This is a genomic window from Puerhibacterium sp. TATVAM-FAB25, from assembly GCF_046535855.1.
Lineage (GTDB): Bacteria > Actinomycetota > Actinomycetes > Actinomycetales > Cellulomonadaceae > Puerhibacterium > Puerhibacterium variabilis_A.
In genome coordinates, this window is the sequence record NZ_JAXUAK010000024.1 from 16293 (window position 1) to 36313 (window position 20021).

Here is a 20021-nt window from a genome sequence, read left to right on the forward strand (position 1 = left end):
CGGGCACGCCGGGCGTGCCGGCTGAGACGCTAGGGACGCCCGGTGGCGGCCGGCGGGCGTCTCGCTGAGCGCGCGGTGAACACCGGGTGACGGTCAGGTGGCTGCCGCTACGGTGACGCCGTGGACCACGTGACGAACCGGCTCGACGGCACCCGCATCGCCTACCGGGTCTTCGGCGAGGGCGCCGCGGGCGCGCCCGCGGTGGTGCTCGTGCACGGCACGGCGCTGTCGCAGGCCATCTGGCGCGGCTTCGGCTGGGTGCGCGAGCTGCAGGCCGACCACCGCGTGGTCACCCTCGACCTGCGCGGCCACGGCGCCAGCGACAAGCCGCACGACGAGGACGCGTACGACCAGGCGCTGTTCGTCGGCGACGTGCTCGGCGTGCTCGACGAGCTCGGCGTGGACCGGGCGCACGTCGTCGGCTACTCCCTCGGCGGCCGCGTCGGCTTCGAGCTCGCCGCCCACCACCCGCACCGCGTCGCCTCGCTGGTGACCCTGGGCGGCTCGCCGCGCACGGGCGAGGGCGCGTTCGACCGCACGTTCTTCCCGGGCTGCGTCGACACCATCGTGGCGCGCGGCATGCAGGCGTTCGTGGACCGCTGGGCGGAGCACCTGGGCCACCCGCTGGACGCCGCGACCCAGGCCGCGCTGCTGCAGAACGACGCGACCGCGCTCGCGGCCTACATGCGGCGCCAGGAGGAGGACGCCGGCGTGCCGGCGTCGGCGCTGAGCGGCTACCCCATGCCGATCCTCATGATCGCCGGCACCGAGGACCTGCCGCGGGTGCGGGCGGCGGCGCGCATGCAGTCGTTGCTGCCCGCCATGCCGGTGCGGCTGCTCGACGGCGCGACGCACGGCCGCACGCCGCGGCACCCGGACGCGCTGCCCACGCTGGTGCACTGGCTCCAGCGGCAGGACGAGCGGCAGGACCGGCAGTAGGCCGGCCGGGCCGCGGGGCGCGCCCCCGGCGGCCCGGCCGCGGGTCAGGACTCCGGCGCGGCGGCCTTGTGCGCCCGGATCGCCTCGGCGGCCTGCGGCAGCACGTCCGCCAGGTCGCCCACGACGGCGAAGTCGCTGATCTCGAAGATCGGCGCCTCGGGGTCGCTGTTGATCGCCACGACCACCTGGGCGGCCTGCATGCCGCCGCGGTGGTGCGGAGCGCCGGAGATGCCCGCGCCGATGTAAAGGCGCGGGGCGACCGTGACGCCGGTCTGGCCGATGTACCGGTCGTGCCAGCCCTCGAACACCGCGTCGCGGCTGGCGCCGACGGCGGCGCCGAGCGCGTCGGCCAGGTCGTTCACCGGGGCGAAGTCGCCGCCCGTGCCGCGCCCGCCGGCGACGACGACGGCCGCCTCCTCGAGCGTCGGCCGCCCCGCGGCGCGGGCGGCGGTCCGGCGGGCCACGACCGTGACGGCGGGGACCTCGACCTCCACCGGCAGCGCCTCGACCTCGGGGCGGGCCGGCTCGGCCGCCGGCTCGGCGACGACGGCGTTGGCCCGCACCGTCACCACGGCCGGGTCGGTCGCCACCACCGACGCCGTCTCCCACGTGCCGGCGAAGACGCGCTTGGTGGCCACGAGGCCCTCGTCCTCCCAGGCCACGTCGGAGGCGTCGACGACCAGCCCGGCGCCGAGCGCGTGCGCGGCCACGGCGGCGGCCTCCTTCGCGGCGAACCCGGCCGGCACCAGCACGACGTCGGCGTCGGTGCGGCGCACGGCCGCGGCGAGCACGGCGGCGACGACGGCGGTGAGGTGGCGCGTGTCCTCGGCGCGCGCGGCGCCCACGATCTCGGCCTGGTGGACGGCCTCGACGCCGTGCGCGCCGAGGGTGGCGAGGGCCTCGACGCCCGGGGCCTCGAGGGTGACGACGTCGACCCGGCCGAGGGAGCGGCCGAGGGTGATCAGCTCCAGCGCGGCGGGGCGGACCTCGGCGGCCGGGTCGAGCAGGACGAGGGCGGTACGGCGGCTCATGCGGGGGTCCTCCGGCTCAGACCAGGTCGTTGCGGATCAGGAAGTCGGCCAGGGCCTTGCCGCCCTCGCCCTTGTCGACGACGAGCTCGACCTCGGCGCGCGGCGGGCGCGGCGCGGCGCGCAACGTCCGGGAGCGGGCGCCCGCGGCGCCGACGGCGGCCGGGTCGAGGGCGAGGTCGGCGGCGGTCCACTCCTCGATCGGCTTGGTCCGGGCGGCCATGATGAGCCTGAAGTTGGGCAGGCGCGGGGTGTTGGCCGAGTCGGCCACCGACAGCACCGCCGGGAGCGGCGCGCGCAGCGTCTCGGCGGCGTCGTCGACCTCGCGCGTGACGGTCAGCGTGCCGGCGGCGGCGTCGAGCTCGACGGTCTTGGCGAACGTCAGGCCGGGGCGGCCGAGCTCGGCGGCGAGCAGGGCCGGCACCACGGAGCCGAGGCCGTCCAGCGCCGCCATGCCGGTGATCACGAGGTCGACGGGCGCCTCGGCCTCGAGGCGGCGCACCGCGGCCGCGAGCGCCGTCGTCGTGCCGAAGTAGTCGGAGCCGGCGAGCGCGTCGTCCGTGACGCGCACCGCGCGGTCGACGCCCATCTGGTAGGCCTTGCGCAGCGCCAGGTCGCCCGGCGCGGGCGCGACGGTCAGCGCCACGACCTCACTGGCCTCCCGCTGGTCCTCCGGCAGCTGCTCGACGAGCCGCAGCGCCGCCTCGACGGCGTTCTCGTCGAGCTCGTTGAGCGACCCCTCGGACGGGTCGCGCACCACGCGCCCGTCGGCGAAGCGGCGGTCGGACGCGATGTCCGGGACGTACTTGACGAGGACGACGATGCGCACTGCTGGCCTTCCGACGTGCTCAAGCGGGCGTCACGAGCCTACTCGGCGCCGGGCTCGCCGGGTCGCCGCCGGGGCGTCGCGTGCGCCACGATGGGCGCCATGGACGGCCCGACATCGCAGGCAGCCTCCCGCCCGGTGGTGCGCCCTCTGACGCGGCCGACGGCCCGCCGCTCGCACGTCCCGCCGCTCGGCGTGCACCCGGCGGGCGACGGCGTGGACGTCGCCGTCGTCGCGTCGCACGCCACCGCCGTCGACCTGTGCCTCATCGACGTCGTCGACCCCGCCCTGCCGGAGCACGACCCGGCGCGCTACCGCGAGCGCCGCGTGCCGCTGCTCGGCCCCACCTACGGCGTCTGGCACGCGCACGTGCCCGGCGTGCGCCCGGGCCAGCGCTACGGGTTCCGCACGCACGGCCCCTGGGACCCGCGGGCCGGCCTGCGCCACAACCCCGCCAAGCTGCTCGTGGACCCGTACGCCCGCGGCCTCGTCGGCGAGCTGACGTACGGGCCCGAGACGCTGGGCGCGGTGGGCGCGCCCCGCTCGGACGACCCCACGACGCCGGACGGGCGCTGGTGGGTCGCCGAGCGGTACGGCGACCCGGAGCCGACCGACTCCCTGGCGTTCGTGCCGCACTCGGTGGTGCTGCCGCCGATGCCGGCCGCGCCGCCGCTGACCCGACCCCGCGTGCCGTGGGCGGACACGGTCGTCTACGAGGCGCACGTGCGCGGCCTGACCCTGCGTCACCCGGGGGTGCCGCCGGAGCTGCGCGGCACCTACGCGGGGCTCGCGCACCCGGCGACCGTCGCGCACCTCAGGAGCCTGGGCGTCACCACCGTGGAGCTGCTGCCGATCCACGCCTCGGCGTCGGAGCCGCGCCTGGTGGCCCACGGGCTGCGCAACTACTGGGGCTACTCGACCCTCGGCTTCTTCGCGCCCGAGCCGCGGTACGCGACCCGCGCCGCGCGCGAGGCCGGCCCCGCCGCCGTGCTCGACGAGGTCCGCGGCATGGTGCACCTGCTGCACCAGTCCGGCATCGAGGTGATCCTCGACGTCGTCTACAACCACACCTGCGAGGGCGGCGACGACCAGCTCCACGTGAGCTGGCGCGGCCTCGACAACGCGGCCTACTACCTGCACGACGGCGCCTCCCCCGCCAAGCTGGCCGACGTCACCGGCACGGGCAACTCGCTCGACTTCCGCCGGGTGCGGGTGGTGCAGACGGCGCTCGACTCGCTGCGCTACTGGGCCCAGGCGGTGGGCGTCGACGGCTTCCGCTTCGACCTGGCGGTGACGCTGGGGCGCGGCACCTACGGGTTCGACCCCGACCACCCGTTCCTCGTCGGGCTGCAGACGGACCCGGTGCTCAGCGGGCTGAAGCTGATCGCCGAGCCGTGGGACGTGGGCCCCGGCGGGTGGCGCACCGGGCAGTTCCCGCCGCCGATGGCGGAGTGGAACGACCGGTTCCGTGACGCGGCGCGCGACTTCTGGCTCGCCTCGGCGGCCGCGGGCTCTCGCGGCCAGCCGATGGTCAGCGTCCGCGAGCTCGGCACCCGCCTGGCCGGGTCGGCGGACCTCTTCGGCCGCTCCGACCCGCCCCTGGTGCGCGGCCCGGTGGCCAGCGTGAACTACGTGACCGCGCACGACGGGTTCACCCTGGCCGACCTGGTGGCCTACGACCGCAAGGACAACTGGGCCAACGGCGAGGACAACCGTGACGGCACCGACGACAACCGGTCGTGGAACCACGGCGTGGAGGGCCACGCGCCCGAGGGCGACCTCGACGCCGCCACCGAGCCGTGGCACGCCGTCGTGCCGCTGCGCCGACGCTCGCAGCGCAACCTGCTCGCCACCCTCCTGCTGGCCGCCGGCACGCCCATGCTCACGGCCGGCGACGAGACGGGCCGCACCCAGCGCGGCAACAACAACGCCTATGCGCTGGACGACGAGACGTCGTGGGTGGACTGGGACCTCGGGGAGGCCGACCGGGACCTGCTGGCCACGACGTCGGCGCTGCTGCGGCTGCGGCGCGAGCACCCGGCGCTGCGCGCCGACTCGTTCTACCTCGGCACCCCGCGCCCCGGCGAGACGCGGCCCGACCTCCTGTGGTTCCGCGAGTCCGGGGACCCGATGGACCGCACGGCGTGGGAGGAGGCGGGCCGGCGCGTGGTGCAGATGCTGCGCCCGGGCCCCGGCGCCGGCGACGCCGACGTGCTGCTCGTGCTCAACGGCCGGCTCGAGGACGCGGTGGTGACGCTGCCGCCCGTGCTCGACGGCGCCCGGCCGTGGCGCCTGGCGTGGAGCTCGGCGTGGCCCACGCCGCAGCGCCCCGCGGACGACCCCGACCCGGCCCACGACGGCGCCACCACCCTGGAGGCGCTCAGCCTGCAGGTCTTCCTCGCGGCGCGCGGCTGAGCCCCGCGGGCGCTGAGCCGCGGCCCGGCGCCCCCGCACCCGGCAAGCACCCCCGGCGCTACGCTCGGGCGCATGTCCACGGACGCCGACGTCGTCGTCATCGGGGCGGGCCTGGCCGGGCTCGTCACCGCCACCGAGCTGGCCGCGGCCGGCCGCCGCGTCGTCGTGCTCGACCAGGAGCCGGCCGCGAGCCTCGGCGGGCAGGCCTGGTGGTCGTTCGGCGGCCTGTTCCTGGTCGGCTCTCCGGAGCAGCGCCGCCTCGGGGTGCGCGACTCCGCCGAGCTGGCGTGGAGCGACTGGCTCGGGGCCGCGGCGTTCGCCGACGGCGCCGACCGGGGCGAGGGCCCCGACCGGCACGGCTACGCCTGGGCCCGGCAGTTCGTGGAGTTCGCCGCAGGCGGCATGCGCTCGTGGCTGCACGGGCTCGGCGTGCGGTGGTTCCCCCTGGTGCAGTGGGCGGAGCGCGGCGGCTACCCCGCCGGCGGCCACGGCAACACCGTGCCCCGCTTCCACGTCACCTGGGGCACCGGCCCCGCCGTCCTCGCGCCGTTCGTCGCGGCGGCCCGCGAGGCGCGCGACGCCGGGCTGCTCGAGGTGCGCTTCCGCCACCGCGTCACCGACCTCGTGATCGCCGACGGCCGGGTCACCGGGGTGCGGGCGCAGGTGCTGGCCGACGACCCCACGCCGGCCGGCGCGCCGTTCGGCGGCCGCGGGCGGCCCTCGTCGCGCGACGTCGTGGGCGAGGTGGAGGTCGGTGCCCAGGCCGTCGTCGTCGCCTCCGGCGGCATCGGCGCGAACCACGACCTCGCGCGCGCCCGGTGGGACCTCACCCACGGGCGGCTGCCGCGGCGCATGCTCTCCGGCGTCCCCGACTCCACCGACGGGCTGATGCTCACCGCCGCGGGCGCCGCCGGCGCCGCCCTGGTGCACGAGAACCGCATGTGGCACTACCCGGAGGGCATCGCCAACCACTCCCCCGTCTGGTCCCACCACGGCATCCGCATCCTGGCGGGGCCCTCGTCGCTGTGGCTGGACGCCGAGGGCCGGCGCCTGCCCGCGCCGCTGTTCCCCGGCTTCGACGCGCTCGGCGCGCTGCAGCACGTCACCCGGCACGGGCACGACCACTCCTGGTTCGTGCTGAACTCCACCATCCTGGACACCGAGCTCGCGCTGTCCGGTTCGGAGCAGAACCCCGACCTCACCGGCAAGGACGTGCGGCTGCTCGCCCAGCGCGTGCTGCCGGGCGCCGTCGGGCCCGTGGCGCGCTTCGCGAAGGAGTCCCCCGAGTTCCTCTGGGCCGCCACGCCCGCCGAGCTGGCCGCGCGGATGAACGCCCTGACGGAGGCGACGCCGGGCTCGGCCGGCCACGTCGACGCGGGCGACCTCGCGGCCGCGGTCGAGCTGCGCGACGCCCAGGTGGCCTCCGGGCTCGGCAAGGACCCGCAGGTGGTGGCCACCGCCGCCGCCCGGCGCTACCTGGTGGACCGGCGCATGCGCGTCGCGCCGCCGCGGCGGCTCACCGACCCGAAGGACGGCCCGCTGCTGGCGGTGCGCCTGTCGGTGCTCACGCGCAAGACGCTCGGCGGCCTGTGGTGCGACCCCGCCGGCCGCGTGCTGCGCCGCGACGGCTCGACGCTCGACGGGCTGTGGGCCGTCGGCGAGGCCGCCGGCTTCGGCGGCGGCGGCGCGCACGGCCACCGCGCGCTGGAGGGCACGTTCCTCGGGGGCTGCCTGCACACCGGGCGGGTGACCGGGCGGGCGCTGGCCGCCGCGCTCTGAGCCTGCCCGCCCACCAGGCTGGACGTCCCACTGAGTGAGAAGCACTGTTCCACTTCACGGGATGTTCGGGTACGTTCCCTCTCGCAACCATCCAGAGCGGCCGAGAGACCTGGCTCGTCGACGCCGCAGCAACCCTCGGGTTCCCGAGTAGGTGCTACCGCCAGGACCGATGGAGATCCCGGATCCGCGTCGGTCTCGCGCACCCCGTGCGCCGGACGGCGGTCCGTGCTGCCGTCCGGCCCGCGGGCCCGGGGCTCCTCGGACGAGGAGAAGGGACCGCCCCGATGACCGCAGCGCCGTCCGCCGTCCGCACCGCCGCGCCCCCGCGGCTGCCCGCCGACCACGACGCGCTGTGTCGGGTGTTCCGGCCGCTGTTCGACGAGGTCGCCGAGGGCGCCCTGCGCCGCGACCAGGAGCGTGTCCTGCCGTTCGAGCAGGTGCGCCTGCTCGACGAGGCGGGCTTCGGCACGCTGCGCGTGCCGGCCGAGCACGGCGGGCCGGGCGCGAGCGTGGAGACCGTCGCGCGGCTGCTGGTCGAGCTCGCCGCCGCCGACTCGAACGTGGCCCACCTGTACCGCTCGCACCTCGGCTTCGTGGAGTCGCTGCGGTTCCAGCCCGAGCACCTGCGGTCCGTCTGGTACCCGCGGGTGCTGGCCGGGCGCACCGTCGGCAACGCCTCCACCGAGAAGGGGGGCAACCGCCTCGGCACGCTGAGCACCACGCTGCGCCGCACGGCGGACGGCTGGGTGCTCGACGGCGAGAAGTACTACACGACCGGCACGATCTTCGCCGACTACACCCGCGTCTCGGCCGCGCTGGACGGCCAGGACGGGCGCCGGTTCGCCGTCGTGGCCACCGACGCCCCCGGCGTCACCGTGCTCGACGACTGGGACGGCTTCGGCCAGCGCCTCACCGGCACCGGCACGGCGCGGTTCGCGGCCGTCCCGGTGCCCGACGACGCGCTGCTCGACCGCGTGGCCGGCTCGCCCGAGGCCGTGCACGAGGCGGCGTTCTTCCAGCTCGTGCTGCTCGCCGTGCTGGCCGGCATCGCGCAGGCCGCGCGCCGGGACGCGGCCGCCACGGTGGCCTCGCGGCGCCGCACGTTCAACACCGGGCTGGGCCTGCCGTTCGCGCAGGACCCGCTCATCCAGGAGGCGACCGGGCGCATCGCCGCGAAGGCGTACGCCGCCGAGGCCGTGGTGCTGCACGCGGCGCGGGCGCTCGACGCCGGCCTGGCCGCCGCCGCCCGCGCCGGCGCCGACCGCCCCGGCTTCGACGGGCCGACCCCGGCCGCGCTGCACGACGGGGAGATCGCCGTCGAGCACGCGCAGGTCACCGTCCCGGAGCTCGCCGTCGGGGCGGCCCAGGACCTCTTCCTCACGGTCGGGGCCTCGGCCACGTCCACCGCCAAGGGGCTGGACCGGCACTGGCGCAACGCCCAGACCGTCGCCACCCACAACCCGATCGCCTTCCGCGCCCGCGCGCTGGGCGACCACTGGATCAACGGGACGCTGCCCGAGGGCCTCGACGCCATCGGCGACGCGCCCGCCCGCGCCCCGAAGGAGGCCGCGCGATGACCACCGCACCCACGACCCCGACCACCCCGAGCGCTCCCGCCGCGCCGTCCGCCGGGGGCGCGCGCCCCTGGGCCGGCAAGCGCCGCGTGCTGGCGAGCGCCTTCGTCGGCACCACCATCGAGTGGTACGACTACTACCTCTACGGCACGGCCGCCGCCCTGGTCTTCAACGGCCAGTTCTTCCCCGACGCCTCGCCCCTGGCGGGCACCATCGCGTCGTTCGCCACGCTCGCGGTCGGCGTCGTCGTGCGCCCCCTCGGCGGCGTCGTCGCCGGGCACCTGGGCGACCGGGTGGGCCGCAAGTCCCTGCTCGTGGCGTCGCTGCTGCTCATGGGCGTCGCGTCCACGCTCATCGGGCTGCTGCCGACGTTCGCGCAGGTGGGCTGGTGGGCCGTCGCCGGGCTGGTGACCCTGCGCGTGCTGCAGGGCCTGTCGGCCGGCGCGGAGTGGGGCGGGTCGGCCCTGCTGAGCGTCGAGCACGCGCCCGCCCGCCACCGCGGCTTCTTCGGCTCGTTCACGCAGGTGGGGTCGGCCGCGGGGATGCTGCTGGCCTCCGGGTCGTTCTTCGTCGTGCAGCACGTGCTGACGGCCGAGCAGTTCGCCGCGTTCGGCTGGCGCCTGCCATTCCTCGCCTCGGCGGCGCTCGTCGCCGTCGGCCTGTGGATCCGCCTCGGCGTCCAGGACGCGCCCGAGTTCACCGCGCTCAAGGACGCCGGCGAGGTCGAGCGCGCGCCCCTGCGGGTGCTGCTGCGCGACCACCGCCGCGTGCTGGTGGTGACCATCGGGCTGCGGCTGGCGCAGAACGCCGTGTACTACCTCATCACCGTCTACCTGCTCAGCTACCTCACGTCCGAGCGGGGCGACTCCGAGGCCGGCGTCACGGCCGTCATGATCGGCTCGGCGGTCGGGCTGGCCACCGGCCCGTTCTGGGGCTGGCTGTCCGACCGCGTCGGGCGCAAGCCGGTGACCGTCGGGGGCGTCGTGGCGATCGGCGTGTTCGGCTGGGTGCTGTTCGCGTTCGCCGACGCCGGCCCGCTGGTGCTGCTGCCGCTGGTCGTGATCCTCGGCATGAACCTCGCGCACGACGCCGTCTACGGCCCGCAGGCCGCCTGGTTCGCCGAGCAGTTCCCCGTCCAGGTGCGCTTCTCCGGCGTGACCGTCGCCTACCAGGTGGCGACCGTGCTGGCCGGTGGCTTCATGCCGATGATCGCCGCGCTGCTGCTCGCGGCGGGCGGCGGGCGGCCATGGCTCATCGCCGGCTACCTGTCGCTCCTGAGCGTGGTGTCCCTGGCCGCGTGCCTCGCGGCCGCCGACCCCGCCGGCGTGCGGGCCCGCGCCGAGCGCGCCGCCCGCCGCGCCGAGCCCGCCCTGACCCCGGAGGGAGCCCTGTGAGCCGCCCGATCCTGCTCAACGCCTTCGACATGATGGTGCCCGTCCACCAGTCCCCCGGGCTGTGGCGGCACCCGGAGTCCGGCGCCGCCCGGTTCACCGACCTCGGCTACTGGACGGACCTGGCCCGCACGCTCGACGACGGCGGGTTCGCGTCCCTGTTCCTCGCCGACGTCCCGGGCGTCTACGACGTCTACGGCGGCGGCCCCGAGGCCGCGGCGCGCGGTGGGGTGCAGTACCCGGTGCTCGACCCGCTCGTGGCCGTGCCGGCCATGGCGGCGGCCACCCGCTCGCTCGGCTTCGGCGTCACCGCCTCGGTGACGTACCTCCAGCCGTACCTGCTGGCCCGCACCCTGGCCACGCTGGACCACTTCACCGGCGGGCGCGTGGCGTGGAACATCGTCACCAGCTACCAGGAGTCCGCGGCGCGCAACCTCGGGCTGGGCAGCCAGATCCCGCACGACGAGCGCTACGACCGGGCCGACGAGTACCTGGAGGTCGTCTACCGGCTGCTGGAGGGCTCGTTCGGCGACGGCGCGCTGGTGCTCGACCCGGCCGCGAACGTGGTGGTCGACCCGGAGCGGCTGCACCCGGCCGGGTTCGCCGGGCGCTGGTTCTCCGTGCCCGGCGTCGCGCTCGCCCCGCCCGGGCCGCAGGGCACGCCGCTGCTGTTCCAGGCCGGCGCGTCCAGGCGGGGCCAGCAGTTCGCCACCGACCATGCCGAGGCGGTGTTCTTCTCCGGCGGCACGCCGCAGCTGGTGCGCCGCTGGGTCGACGCCACCCGCGACGGGCTGGCCGAGCGGGGCCGCCCCCGCGACGCGATCAAGACGTTCGCCCTGGCGACCGTCGTCGTCGCGGACACCGACGCCGAGGCGCAGGCCCGGCTGGACGAGTACGGCGCCTACGTGGACACCGAGGCCGCGCTCACCCTGTTCGGCGGGTGGACCGGCGTGGACCTCTCCGGCGCGGACCCCGACGCCCCGCTGGAGCACGTGGCGACGGACGCCAACCAGTCCGCGCTCGCCTCGTTCACCACGCTGGACGACCGCACCTGGACGGTGCGCGACCTGGCCCGGTTCGTCGCCATCGGGGGGCGCGGGCCGGTGATCGCGGGCTCGCCCGCCACCGTGGTCGACGAGCTGGAGCGCTGGCAGCGGGAGGCCGACGTCGACGGCTTCAACGTCTGCGCCGCCGTGCGCCCGGCCGACCTGGAGCGGTTCGCCCGGCTGGTGTCGCCCGAGCTGCGCCGCCGCGGCCTGCTGCCCGACGCGCCCGAAGGGGCCACCCTGCGCGAGCGGGTCATGGGGGCCGGTCCGCGCCTGGCGCCCGACCACGCCGGCGCGGCGTTCCGCGCCCCGGTCGCCGTCGCGCGGTGACCCCCGGCCGGCTGACGGCCGGGGAGGCGGACGGACGGGTGCCTCCGTCCGTCCGCCTCCCCGGCGGTCGCGCGTCGTGCCTGGGGGAGCGCCGACGCGGCCGTCGCCGGAGACACGCCCGGGCTTCGTGGTGCCGTGCGCGCGCGGGCACCCCACCTGCCTGGTTAGCGTGGCCTGCGTGACGACGCCGAGCCCGCGAAAGCGCTCCTCCTCCCCCTCGGACACGCCCGCGCGCCCCACGCCCCGCACCCGTGCGGCGGCGAAGGCGGCGGCCTCAAAGAAGCCGGAGCCCGGGCCGGTGCCGGCCTCGGCCGCAGACCCGCTCCAGGAGCCCGCGACGGGTCCCGGGGCGGCCCCCGCGACGCAGGACGGCGCCGCGGCTCCCGCCGCGGCGCGGCGCAAGGCTCCCGCGAAGGCCCCGAGGCCCGCCGCCAAGACCGCCGCCAAGACCGCGAAGGCTCCGGCGAAGGCCGCCGCCGCGGCGCCCGCCGAGGCTCCGGCACGGGGCGCCGCCGTGCAGGCCTCCGCCGTTCAGGCCACCGCCGTGCAGACCACCGCCGTGCAGACCACCGCCGAGCCGCCCGCGGAGGCGCCGGCCGACGCCCCGGCGCAGGACGGCGAGCACACGGCCGCCACGGAGGCGCCGGCGACGGGTCCGGCTCCGGAGCCGGACCCGGCTCCCGCCCCGGCCACCGAGGAGCCGACCGCGAAGGCCCACGCCAAGGCCGCCGCGAAGTCGACCGTGAAGGCCGCCGCCAAGGCCCCCTCGAAGGCACCCCGGAAGGCCACCGCCAAGAAGCTCACCGCCGTCGTCGAGCTGACGACGGCCGGGCACGACGCCGCCCCGGCGCCCTGCGGCGCGAGCGGGCGGGCCCCCGCCCCCACCGGCCCCCAGCCGGCGCCGGCCGTGCCGATCGGCCGCATCCCGGTCCTCGAGGTCTCGCCCGTGGTCGAGGCCGGCCGCTGGCCGGCCAAGGCCGTGGTCGGCGAGGTCGTGCCGGTCGAGGCGACCGTGTTCCGCGAGGGTCACGACGCCGTCTCCGCCACCGCCGTGCTGCTGCGCCCCGACGGCTCCGTGCACTCGACGGCGCCGATGGTGGACGTGGCGCCGGGCCTCGACCGCTTCCGCGGGTTCGTGCAGCCCGACGCCGAGGGCGACTGGAGCTTCCGGGTCGAGGCCTGGAGCGACCCGTACGGCACCTGGGCGCACGACGCGACCATCAAGGTCGAGGCCGGAATCGACGTCGACCTCATGCTCGCCGAGGGGGTGCTGGTCTTCCGGCGCATCACCGACCCGGAGGCGCAGGCGGCGCGCACGCCGCACGACGCGCACCTGCTCGCCGACGCCGCCCGCGAGCTGGCCGACGAGTCGCGGCCGCCGGAGGCCCGGCTGGCCGTGGCGACGACGTCGGCGGTGCGCGAGGCGCTGTCCCGCTCGCCGCTGCGGGAGCTGGTGTCCGCGAGCGCCACGTACCCGCTGCGCGTCTCGCGGCGCAAGGCGCTCGCCGCCTCCTGGTACGAGATGTTCCCGCGCTCCGAGGGCGCGACCCAGGACGAGGACGGCACGTGGCGCTCGGGCACGTTCGCCACCGCCGCCCGGCGCCTGCCGGCCATCGCGGCGATGGGCTTCGACGTCGTCTACCTCACCCCCGTGCACCCCATCGGCACCACGTTCCGCAAGGGCCGCAACAACACGCTCGACCCCAGGCCGGGCGACCCGGGCAGCCCGTACGCCATCGGCTCGCCCGACGGCGGGCACGAGGCGATCCACCCGGAGCTGGGCACCGAGGAGGACTTCCGCGCGTTCGTGGCCGAGGCGCGCTCGAACGACCTCGAGGTGGCGCTCGACCTGGCGCTGCAGTGCTCCCCCGACCACCCGTGGGTCACCGAGCACCCGGAGTGGTTCCGCACCCGCGCCGACGGCACGATCGCGTACGCGGAGAACCCGCCGAAGAAGTACCAGGACATCTACCCGCTGTACTTCGACGACGACCCGGTGGGGCTGCGCGAGGCGGTCCTGGAGGTCGTCGAGACGTGGATCGAGCGCGGCGTGACCCTGTTCCGGGTCGACAACCCGCACACCAAGCCGCTCGACTTCTGGGAGTGGCTGCTGGCGAAGGTGCACGAGCGCCACCCCGAGGTGCTGTTCCTGTCCGAGGCGTTCACCAAGCCGGCCATGATGGCGACGCTGGCGCGGATCGGGTTCCACCAGTCGTACACGTACTTCACGTGGCGCAACACCAAGACGGAGATCCTCGAGTACCTCCAGGAGGTCTCCGGGCCCGCCGGGTCGGTGATGCGCCCGTCGTTCTGGCCGACGACGCACGACATCCTGCCGCCGTACCTGCAGCACGGCGGCGTGTCCGGCTTCGCCGTCCGCGCCGTGCTGGCCGCCACCGGCTCGCCGACGTGGGGCATCTACTCCGGCTACGAGCTGGTGGAGAACGTGCCCCGCCCCGGCGTCGAGGAGCAGATCGACAACGAGAAGTACGAGTACAAGCCGCGCGACTGGTCCAAGGCCGACGACATCGGCGTCTCGCTGCTGCTCACGCGGCTCAACGAGATCCGCCGGCAGCGCCCGGCGCTCCAGCAGCTGCGCAACCTCACCGTGCACGCGGCGGACAACGACAGCGTGCTGGCCTACTCCCGCCGCGTGCGCGGGCCGCACCTGCCGGTGGCCACCGGCGCCGGCCCGGCCCCCGCGCCCGGCGCGCCCACGCCGTCGGACGACGTCGTGCTCGTGGTGCTCAACATCGACCCGTGGGGCACGCAGGAGGCCACCCTCCACCTCGACCTCGAGGCCCTCGGCCTCACCCCGCCGTCGGGCACGGACGGCAGCGCGCCGTTCTTCACGGTGCGGGACCTGCTGACCGGCGAGGAGTACTCCTGGGGCGCGCACCCGTACGTGCGGCTGGAGCCGCGCACGCAGGTGGCACACGTGCTGCAGGTGACCCCGGCATGAGCCAGCAGACCTCGCAGGCCGTGGAGGTGCCACGGCCGATCACGCAGGCCCTGCCGGTCCAGGCGCTGCCCCCGCACCGCCAGCCCGAGCCGCCGGGCCTGGGCCGGCCCGGCCTCACGGACGACCCGGACTGGTACCGCAAGGCCGTGTTCTACGAGGTCATGGTGCGGTCGTTCTCCGACTCGCGCGGCGAGGGCAGCGGCGACCTGCAGGGCATCATCCAGCGCCTGGACTACCTGCAGTGGCTCGGCATCGACTGCCTGTGGCTGCCGCCGTTCTTCCCCTCGCCGCTGCGCGACGGCGGCTACGACGTCAGCGACTACACCGCCATCGCGCCGCAGTACGGCACCACCGCCGACTTCCAGCGGCTCATCGCCGAGGCCCACGACCGCGGCATCCGGGTCATCATCGACCTGGTCATGAACCACACCAGCGACCAGCACCCGTGGTTCCAGTCGTCGCGGTCCGACCCCGACGGGCCGTACGGCGACTTCTACGTCTGGAGCGACGACAGCACGCGCTACCAGGACGCGCGCATCATCTTCGTCGACACCGAGACGTCCAACTGGACCTTCGACCCCGTGCGCCGGCAGTACTTCTGGCACCGGTTCTTCAGCCACCAGCCGGACCTCAACTTCGAGAACCCGCGTGTGGTCGACGCGATGCTCGACGTCGCCCGGTTCTGGCTGCAGATCGGCGTGGACGGCTTCCGGCTCGACGCCGTGCCGTACCTGTTCGAGGCCGAGGGCACCAACTGCGAGAACCTGCCCGAGACGCACGCGTTCCTGCGCAAGGTGCGCCGCATGATCGACACCGAGTACCCGGGCCGGATCATGCTCGCCGAGGCCAACCAGTGGCCCCAGGACGTCGTCGACTACTTCGGCACCGACGACGAGCCCGAGTGCCACATGTGCTTCCACTTCCCCGTGATGCCGCGCATCTTCTTCGCCATGCGCGACCAGCGGGCGCGCCAGCTCGTCGACATCCTCGCGGACACCCCGCCCATCCCGGCCTCGGGCGGGCAGTGGTCGACGTTCCTGCGCAACCACGACGAGCTGACCCTCGAGATGGTCTCCACCGAGGAGCGCGCCGCGATGTACGGCTGGTACGCCGGCGACCCGCGCATGCGCGCCAACGTGGGCATCCGCCGCCGGCTGGCGCCGCTGCTCGACAACTCCCGCAAGGAGATCGAGCTGGCGCACGCGCTGCTGCTCAGCCTGCCGGGCTCGCCGTGCCTCTACTACGGCGACGAGATCGGCATGGGCGACAACATCTGGCTGCCGGACCGCGACGCGGTGCGCACGCCGATGCAGTGGACGCCGGACCGCAACGGCGGCTTCTCGACCGCGGACCCCGGCAAGCTCTACCTGCCGCTCGTCCAGTCGCTGGTGCACCACTACGAGCACCACAACGTCGAGGCGCAGCTCGCCCAGCCCACGAGCCTGCTGCACTGGGTCCACGGCATGCTCGCCGTGCGGCGCCTGCACCCCACGTTCGGCACCGGCGACTTCACCGCGCACGAGTGCGACGACGAGGCGATCCTCGCCTTCACGCGCTCCTCACCCGAGGAGACGCTGCTGGTGCTCGCGAACATGTCCGCCACCGCGCGCTCGGCCACGATCGCGCTGCCCGCGTACGCCGGCTGGCACCTCACCGACGTGTTCGGGGGCGGAGCGTTCCCCCGCGTCGGCGACGACGGGAGGGTGACGATGACGTGGGGATCGCGCGACTTCTACTGGCTGAGGCTCACGCGCGCCGAGGGCGGGACCCGGAGCGTGCTCCCGTGACCGCCCGCGTGCGGGTCGACCCCGCCGGCACGCACCTGCCGCCCGCGGTGACCGACCTGGTGGCCGCGTGGGCGCCGGGGCGGCGGTGGTTCCCGGGCGGGTCGTCCGGCCCGCTCGCGCCGTGGCGCGAGGTCACGGTCGACGGCGCGGACGGCGTCGTGCTGGCGCTGCTGCGGCTGCCCGGTGAGGGCGACGACGTCGTGGTGCAGGTGCCGCTCGTGCTCGTGCCCGCCGCCGCCCCCGACGCGCCCGACGCGCCCCCCGAGGCGCCCGACGCGCCCCCCGAGGCGCCCGGCGCGATCGGCACCGTGGCGACGCCGTCGGGCCCCGTCGCGGTGCACGACGGCGGCGTGCACCCGGCCTGCTGGGCCGCGCTGCTGCGCGCGGCCGGCGTGGCCGACGACGCCGCGGCCGCGGCGGCGCTCGTCGCCGACGGGCGCGCCATCACCGGCGAGCAGTCGAACACCTCGGTGATCCTGCCGCGTGCGGTGCTCCCGGGCGCGGACGCCGGGGCGATGCTCAAGGTGCTGCGCACCGTCGCCGCCGGGCCGCACCCCGACGTCGTCGTGCCGCAGGCCCTCACCGCCGCCGGGTACGCCGGGGTGCCGCGGTTCCTCGGCGCCCTCGAGGTGCCGCTCGACGCCGGGCCGGCGCACCTCGCCGTGCTGGCGGAGCTCGTCCGCGACGCCCACGACGGCTTCGAGCTCGCGTGCGACCTCGCCGGCCGGGGCGAGAGCTTCGCGCCGCTGGCGGCCGACCTCGGGACGGTGCTGGCGGGGCTGCACGCCGCGATGCGCCGCGCGCTGCCCGCCGGCGGCGCGCTCGACCCGCGCACGTTCGTCGGCGGGCTGCGCCGCCGCGCCGACGCCGCCGTGGCCGCCGCGCCCTCGCTGGCCGAGCGCGCCGCCGACGTCGCCGCGGTGCTCGACGACCTCGAGGCGCGCCTGACGCCCGTGCCGCTCCAGCCGGTCCACGGCGACCTGCACCTGGGGCAGGCGCTGCACGGCGCCGACGGGTGGAAGCTGCTCGACTTCGAGGGCGAGCCGCAGCGGCCCGTGGCCGAGCGCACCGCGCCCGACCTGCCGCTGCGGGACGTCGCGGGCATCCTGCGGTCGTTCGACTACGCCGCCGCGGTGGGCGGCGCCACCGACCCGGCGTGGGCCGCCGACGCCGAGGCCGCGTTCCTCGGGGCGTACCGCGCAGCCGCGGGCACGCCCACGGGCATGGACGACGCGACCGCCGAGGCGGCCCTGCGCGCCCTGGTGCTCGACAAGGCGCTGTACGAGGTGGTCTACGAGACGCGGCAGCGGCCGGACTGGGTCCGGATCCCGCTCGCGGCCGTCGACCGGGTGCTCGCGGCGTCGTGACGTCGCCTGCCGCAGGCAACGAAGAGCGAAGTGCCGCACCCCGTGGAAAGGTGTCGTCATGACGACCGGCTCCACCCCGTCCTCGCCGCGCCGGACCGCGCGGTCCGCCAAGGCCACGTCCCCGGCCAAGGCCGCGCCCCCGGCCAAGGCCGCGCCGCCGGCCAAGGCCGCACCGCCCGCGACGGCGGCGGCCTCGGCCTCGGCACCGCCCACACCGCCGGCGCCGCCCGCCGTCGACCCCGAGGTCCTCACCGCCGTCGCCCAGGGCACCACGCACGACCCGCACGCGGTGCTGGGGCCGCACCTGCTCGGCGCCGACCCGGACGGGCGCACCGGCTGGGCCGTGGTGCGCGTGCTGCGGCCGCTCGCCGACGAGGTGGTGGTGATCGCCGAGGACGGCGAGCACCCCGCCGAGCACCGCGCCGCCGGCGTGTTCGAGGCCGTGATCCCCGCGCCGGTCGCCGACGGCCAGGTGCACGCCCCCGACTACCGGGTGCGCACGCGCTACGGCGACGACGTGCAGACCCAGGACGACCCGTACCGGTTCCTGCCGGCCCTCGGCGAGCTCGACCTGCACCTCGTGGGCGAGGGCCGCCACGAGGAGCTGTGGACGGTGCTGGGCGCCAACCGGCGCCGCTACCCCAGCGCGCTCGGGGACATCGAGGGCACGTCCTTCGCCGTGTGGGCGCCCAACGCCCGCGGCGTGCGGGTGGTCAGCGACCACAACCGCTGGACGCCGATCCACCCGATGCGCTCGCTGGGCTCCTCGGGCGTGTGGGAGCTGTTCGTGCCGGGCGTCGGGGACGGCACCCGGTACAAGTACGAGATCCTCGGCGCCGACGGCGTCTGGCGCGCCAAGGCCGACCCGCTCGCCAAGGGCACGGAGGTGCCGCCCGCCACCGCGAGCGTGGTGGTCGAGTCGAGCCACGAGTGGCAGGACGACGAGTGGATCGCGGCCCGCACGGCGGGCGACCCGCACAGCGGGCCGGTCAGCGTCTACGAGGTCCACCTGGGCTCGTGGCGTCCCGGCCTCGGGTACCGCGAGCTCGCCGACCAGCTCGCGGAGTACGTCACCGAGCTCGGGTTCACCCACGTCGAGCTGCTGCCGGTGGCCGAGCACCCGTTCGGCGGGTCCTGGGGCTACCAGGTGACGTCGTACTACGCGCCGACCTCCCGGTTCGGGCACCCCGACGACTTCCGCTACCTGGTCGACCGGCTCCACCAGGCGGGCATCGGCGTCATCATCGACTGGGTGCCGGCGCACTTCCCGCGCGACGACTTCGCGCTGGCCCGGTTCGACGGCACGCCGCTGTACGAGCACCCCGACCCCCGCCGCGGTGAGCAGCCCGACTGGGGCACCTACGTCTTCGACTTCGGCCGCCGCGAGGTGCGCAACTTCCTCGTGGCCAACGCGACGTACTGGTTCGAGGAGTTCCACGCCGACGCGCTGCGGGTCGACGCCGTCGCGTCGATGCTCTACCTCGACTACTCCCGCCGGGACGGGGAGTGGACGCCGAACCAGTACGGCGGCAACCAGAACCTCGAGGCGATCTCCTTCCTGCAGGAGACCAACGCCACGGCCTACCGGCGCACGCCGGGCGTCATGATGATCGCCGAGGAGTCCACGGCGTTCGACGGCGTCACCCGTGCCACCTCGTCCGGCGGCCTGGGCTTCGGCCTGAAGTGGAACATGGGCTGGATGAACGACTCGCTGCGATACATGGGCGAGGATCCCATGTACCGGCGCTACCACCACGGCGAGCTGACGTTCTCCCTGGTGTACGCGTTCTCCGAGCAGTACGTGCTGCCGATCAGCCACGACGAGGTCGTGCACGGCAAGGGGTCGCTGCTGCGCAAGATGCCCGGCGACCGCTGGCAGCAGCTCGCCGGCGTGCGGGCGTTCCTCGCCTACCAGTGGACCCACCCGGGCAAGCAGCTGCTGTTCATGGGCTCGGAGTTCGCCCAGGACGCCGAGTGGAACGAGTCGGCCGGCCTGGACTGGTGGCTGCTGGACAACCCGTCGCACGCCGGCGTGCACCGCCTGGTGCGCGACCTCAACCGGTACTACCGGGACACCCCCGCCCTGTGGGAGCAGGACTTCTCCCCCGCCGGGTTCGAGTGGGTGGACGCGAACGACGCCGACCACAACGTGCTGGCCTACCTGCGCCGCGGCGCGGACGGGCGCCCCGTCGTCGTGGTGGTCAACTTCGCCGGTGTGCCGCACGAGGGCTACCGCCTGGCCCTGCCCCAGGGCGGCGCGTGGCGCGAGGCGATCAACACCGACGCCGAGACCTACGGCGGCTCGGGCGTGGGCAACATGGGCCGCGTGCAGGCCGAGCCCGCGCCGTGGCACGGCCGGGAGCACTCCGCCGTGCTGCGCGTGCCGCCGCTGGGCGCGCTGATCCTCGAGCCGGAGGACTGACCGGCACCGTCCGCCGGCACGACGCGGGCCCCGGGGGGGCGGCCCCCCCGCGCGCGGGAGAGCACACGGCGGAACACCACTCACCCCGGGGGGGAACGCGTATGGCGGGGGGGGGGGGGGGGGGGGGGGGGGGGGGGGGGGGGGGGGGGGGGGGG

General features: G+C 76.0%; 12 protein-coding genes and 1 riboswitch. Of the genes, 10 read left to right on the forward strand and 2 right to left on the reverse strand.

Going from position 1 to position 20021, the window contains the following annotated elements; all coding sequences use genetic code 11:
- Nucleotides 1-120 precede the first annotated feature (120 nt).
- The gene (locus U5M74_RS15415) at nucleotides 121-939 is read left to right on the forward strand and encodes an alpha/beta fold hydrolase (RefSeq protein ID WP_410909807.1); all 819 of its coding nucleotides are present in this window, start codon (nucleotides 121-123) and stop codon (nucleotides 937-939) included.
- Nucleotides 940-983: 44 nt separating this feature from the next.
- On the opposite strand, the gene U5M74_RS15420 is transcribed toward U5M74_RS15415, so the two are convergent.
- Nucleotides 984-1970 (reverse strand): electron transfer flavoprotein subunit alpha/FixB family protein, encoded by a 987-nt coding sequence (locus U5M74_RS15420; protein WP_410909808.1) that lies wholly within the window; start codon nucleotides 1968-1970, stop codon nucleotides 984-986.
- Between the two features lie 16 nt (nucleotides 1971-1986).
- Nucleotides 1987-2796, reverse strand: coding sequence for an electron transfer flavoprotein subunit beta/FixA family protein (locus U5M74_RS15425; RefSeq protein WP_410909809.1), 810 nt, complete (start codon nucleotides 2794-2796; stop codon nucleotides 1987-1989).
- Between the two features lie 99 nt (nucleotides 2797-2895).
- Between U5M74_RS15425 and glgX the strand changes: the two genes are divergently transcribed.
- The 9 genes from glgX (at nucleotide 2896) to glgB (ending at nucleotide 19866) form a co-directional block, all read left to right on the forward strand.
- Nucleotides 2896-5208, forward strand: coding sequence for a glycogen debranching protein GlgX (gene glgX / locus U5M74_RS15430; protein ID WP_410909810.1), 2313 nt, complete (start codon nucleotides 2896-2898; stop codon nucleotides 5206-5208).
- Between the two features lie 72 nt (nucleotides 5209-5280).
- Nucleotides 5281-6987 carry an FAD-binding dehydrogenase gene (locus U5M74_RS15435; RefSeq protein ID WP_410909811.1) on the forward strand — a complete coding sequence of 569 codons (1707 nt, stop codon included), beginning with the start codon at nucleotides 5281-5283 and terminating at the stop codon, nucleotides 6985-6987.
- Nucleotides 6988-7071: 84 nt separating this feature from the next.
- Nucleotides 7072-7163, forward strand: a riboswitch (SAM riboswitch).
- 108 nt (nucleotides 7164-7271) lie between these two features.
- Nucleotides 7272-8564 carry an acyl-CoA dehydrogenase family protein gene (locus tag U5M74_RS15440; protein ID WP_410909812.1) on the forward strand — a complete coding sequence of 431 codons (1293 nt, stop codon included), beginning with the start codon at nucleotides 7272-7274 and terminating at the stop codon, nucleotides 8562-8564.
- Nucleotides 8561-9955 (forward strand): MFS transporter, encoded by a 1395-nt coding sequence (locus U5M74_RS15445; RefSeq protein WP_410909813.1) that lies wholly within the window; start codon nucleotides 8561-8563, stop codon nucleotides 9953-9955. Before U5M74_RS15440 ends, U5M74_RS15445 begins: the two co-directional genes overlap by 4 nt.
- On the forward strand, nucleotides 9952-11328 hold the full coding sequence (locus tag U5M74_RS15450; protein ID WP_410909814.1) for an LLM class flavin-dependent oxidoreductase: 1377 nt from the start codon (nucleotides 9952-9954) through the stop codon (nucleotides 11326-11328). The genes U5M74_RS15445 and U5M74_RS15450 overlap by 4 nt, the downstream gene beginning before the upstream one ends.
- A gap of 907 nt (nucleotides 11329-12235) precedes the next feature.
- Nucleotides 12236-14290, forward strand: coding sequence for an alpha-1,4-glucan--maltose-1-phosphate maltosyltransferase (locus U5M74_RS15455; protein WP_410909819.1), 2055 nt, complete (start codon nucleotides 12236-12238; stop codon nucleotides 14288-14290).
- On the forward strand, nucleotides 14287-16077 hold the full coding sequence (treS, locus tag U5M74_RS15460) for a maltose alpha-D-glucosyltransferase (protein ID WP_410909815.1): 1791 nt from the start codon (nucleotides 14287-14289) through the stop codon (nucleotides 16075-16077). The genes U5M74_RS15455 and treS overlap by 4 nt, the downstream gene beginning before the upstream one ends.
- Nucleotides 16074-17444 (forward strand): phosphotransferase, encoded by a 1371-nt coding sequence (locus U5M74_RS15465; protein WP_410909816.1) that lies wholly within the window; start codon nucleotides 16074-16076, stop codon nucleotides 17442-17444. Before treS ends, U5M74_RS15465 begins: the two co-directional genes overlap by 4 nt.
- Before the next feature lie 58 nt (nucleotides 17445-17502).
- Nucleotides 17503-19866: a 1,4-alpha-glucan branching protein GlgB gene (gene glgB / locus U5M74_RS15470; protein ID WP_410909817.1), complete on the forward strand. Its 2364-nt coding sequence runs from the start codon at nucleotides 17503-17505 to the stop codon at nucleotides 19864-19866.
- Nucleotides 19867-20021 lie beyond the last annotated feature (155 nt).

What these genes read in the sequence shown, in the direction of transcription:
- glgX (WP_410909810.1), top strand. Translation starts at nt 2,896, where the DNA reads ATGGACGGCCCGACATCGCAGGCAGCCTCCCGCCCGGTGGTGCGCCCT.
- U5M74_RS15420 (WP_410909808.1), bottom strand. Translation starts at nt 1,970, where the DNA reads ATGAGCCGCCGTACCGCCCTCGTCCTGCTCGACCCGGCCGCCGAGGTC.
- U5M74_RS15440 (WP_410909812.1), top strand. Translation starts at nt 7,272, where the DNA reads ATGACCGCAGCGCCGTCCGCCGTCCGCACCGCCGCGCCCCCGCGGCTG.
- glgB (WP_410909817.1), top strand. Translation starts at nt 17,503, where the DNA reads ATGACGACCGGCTCCACCCCGTCCTCGCCGCGCCGGACCGCGCGGTCC.
- treS (WP_410909815.1), top strand. Translation starts at nt 14,287, where the DNA reads ATGAGCCAGCAGACCTCGCAGGCCGTGGAGGTGCCACGGCCGATCACG.
- U5M74_RS15445 (WP_410909813.1), top strand. Translation starts at nt 8,561, where the DNA reads ATGACCACCGCACCCACGACCCCGACCACCCCGAGCGCTCCCGCCGCG.
- U5M74_RS15435 (WP_410909811.1), top strand. Translation starts at nt 5,281, where the DNA reads ATGTCCACGGACGCCGACGTCGTCGTCATCGGGGCGGGCCTGGCCGGG.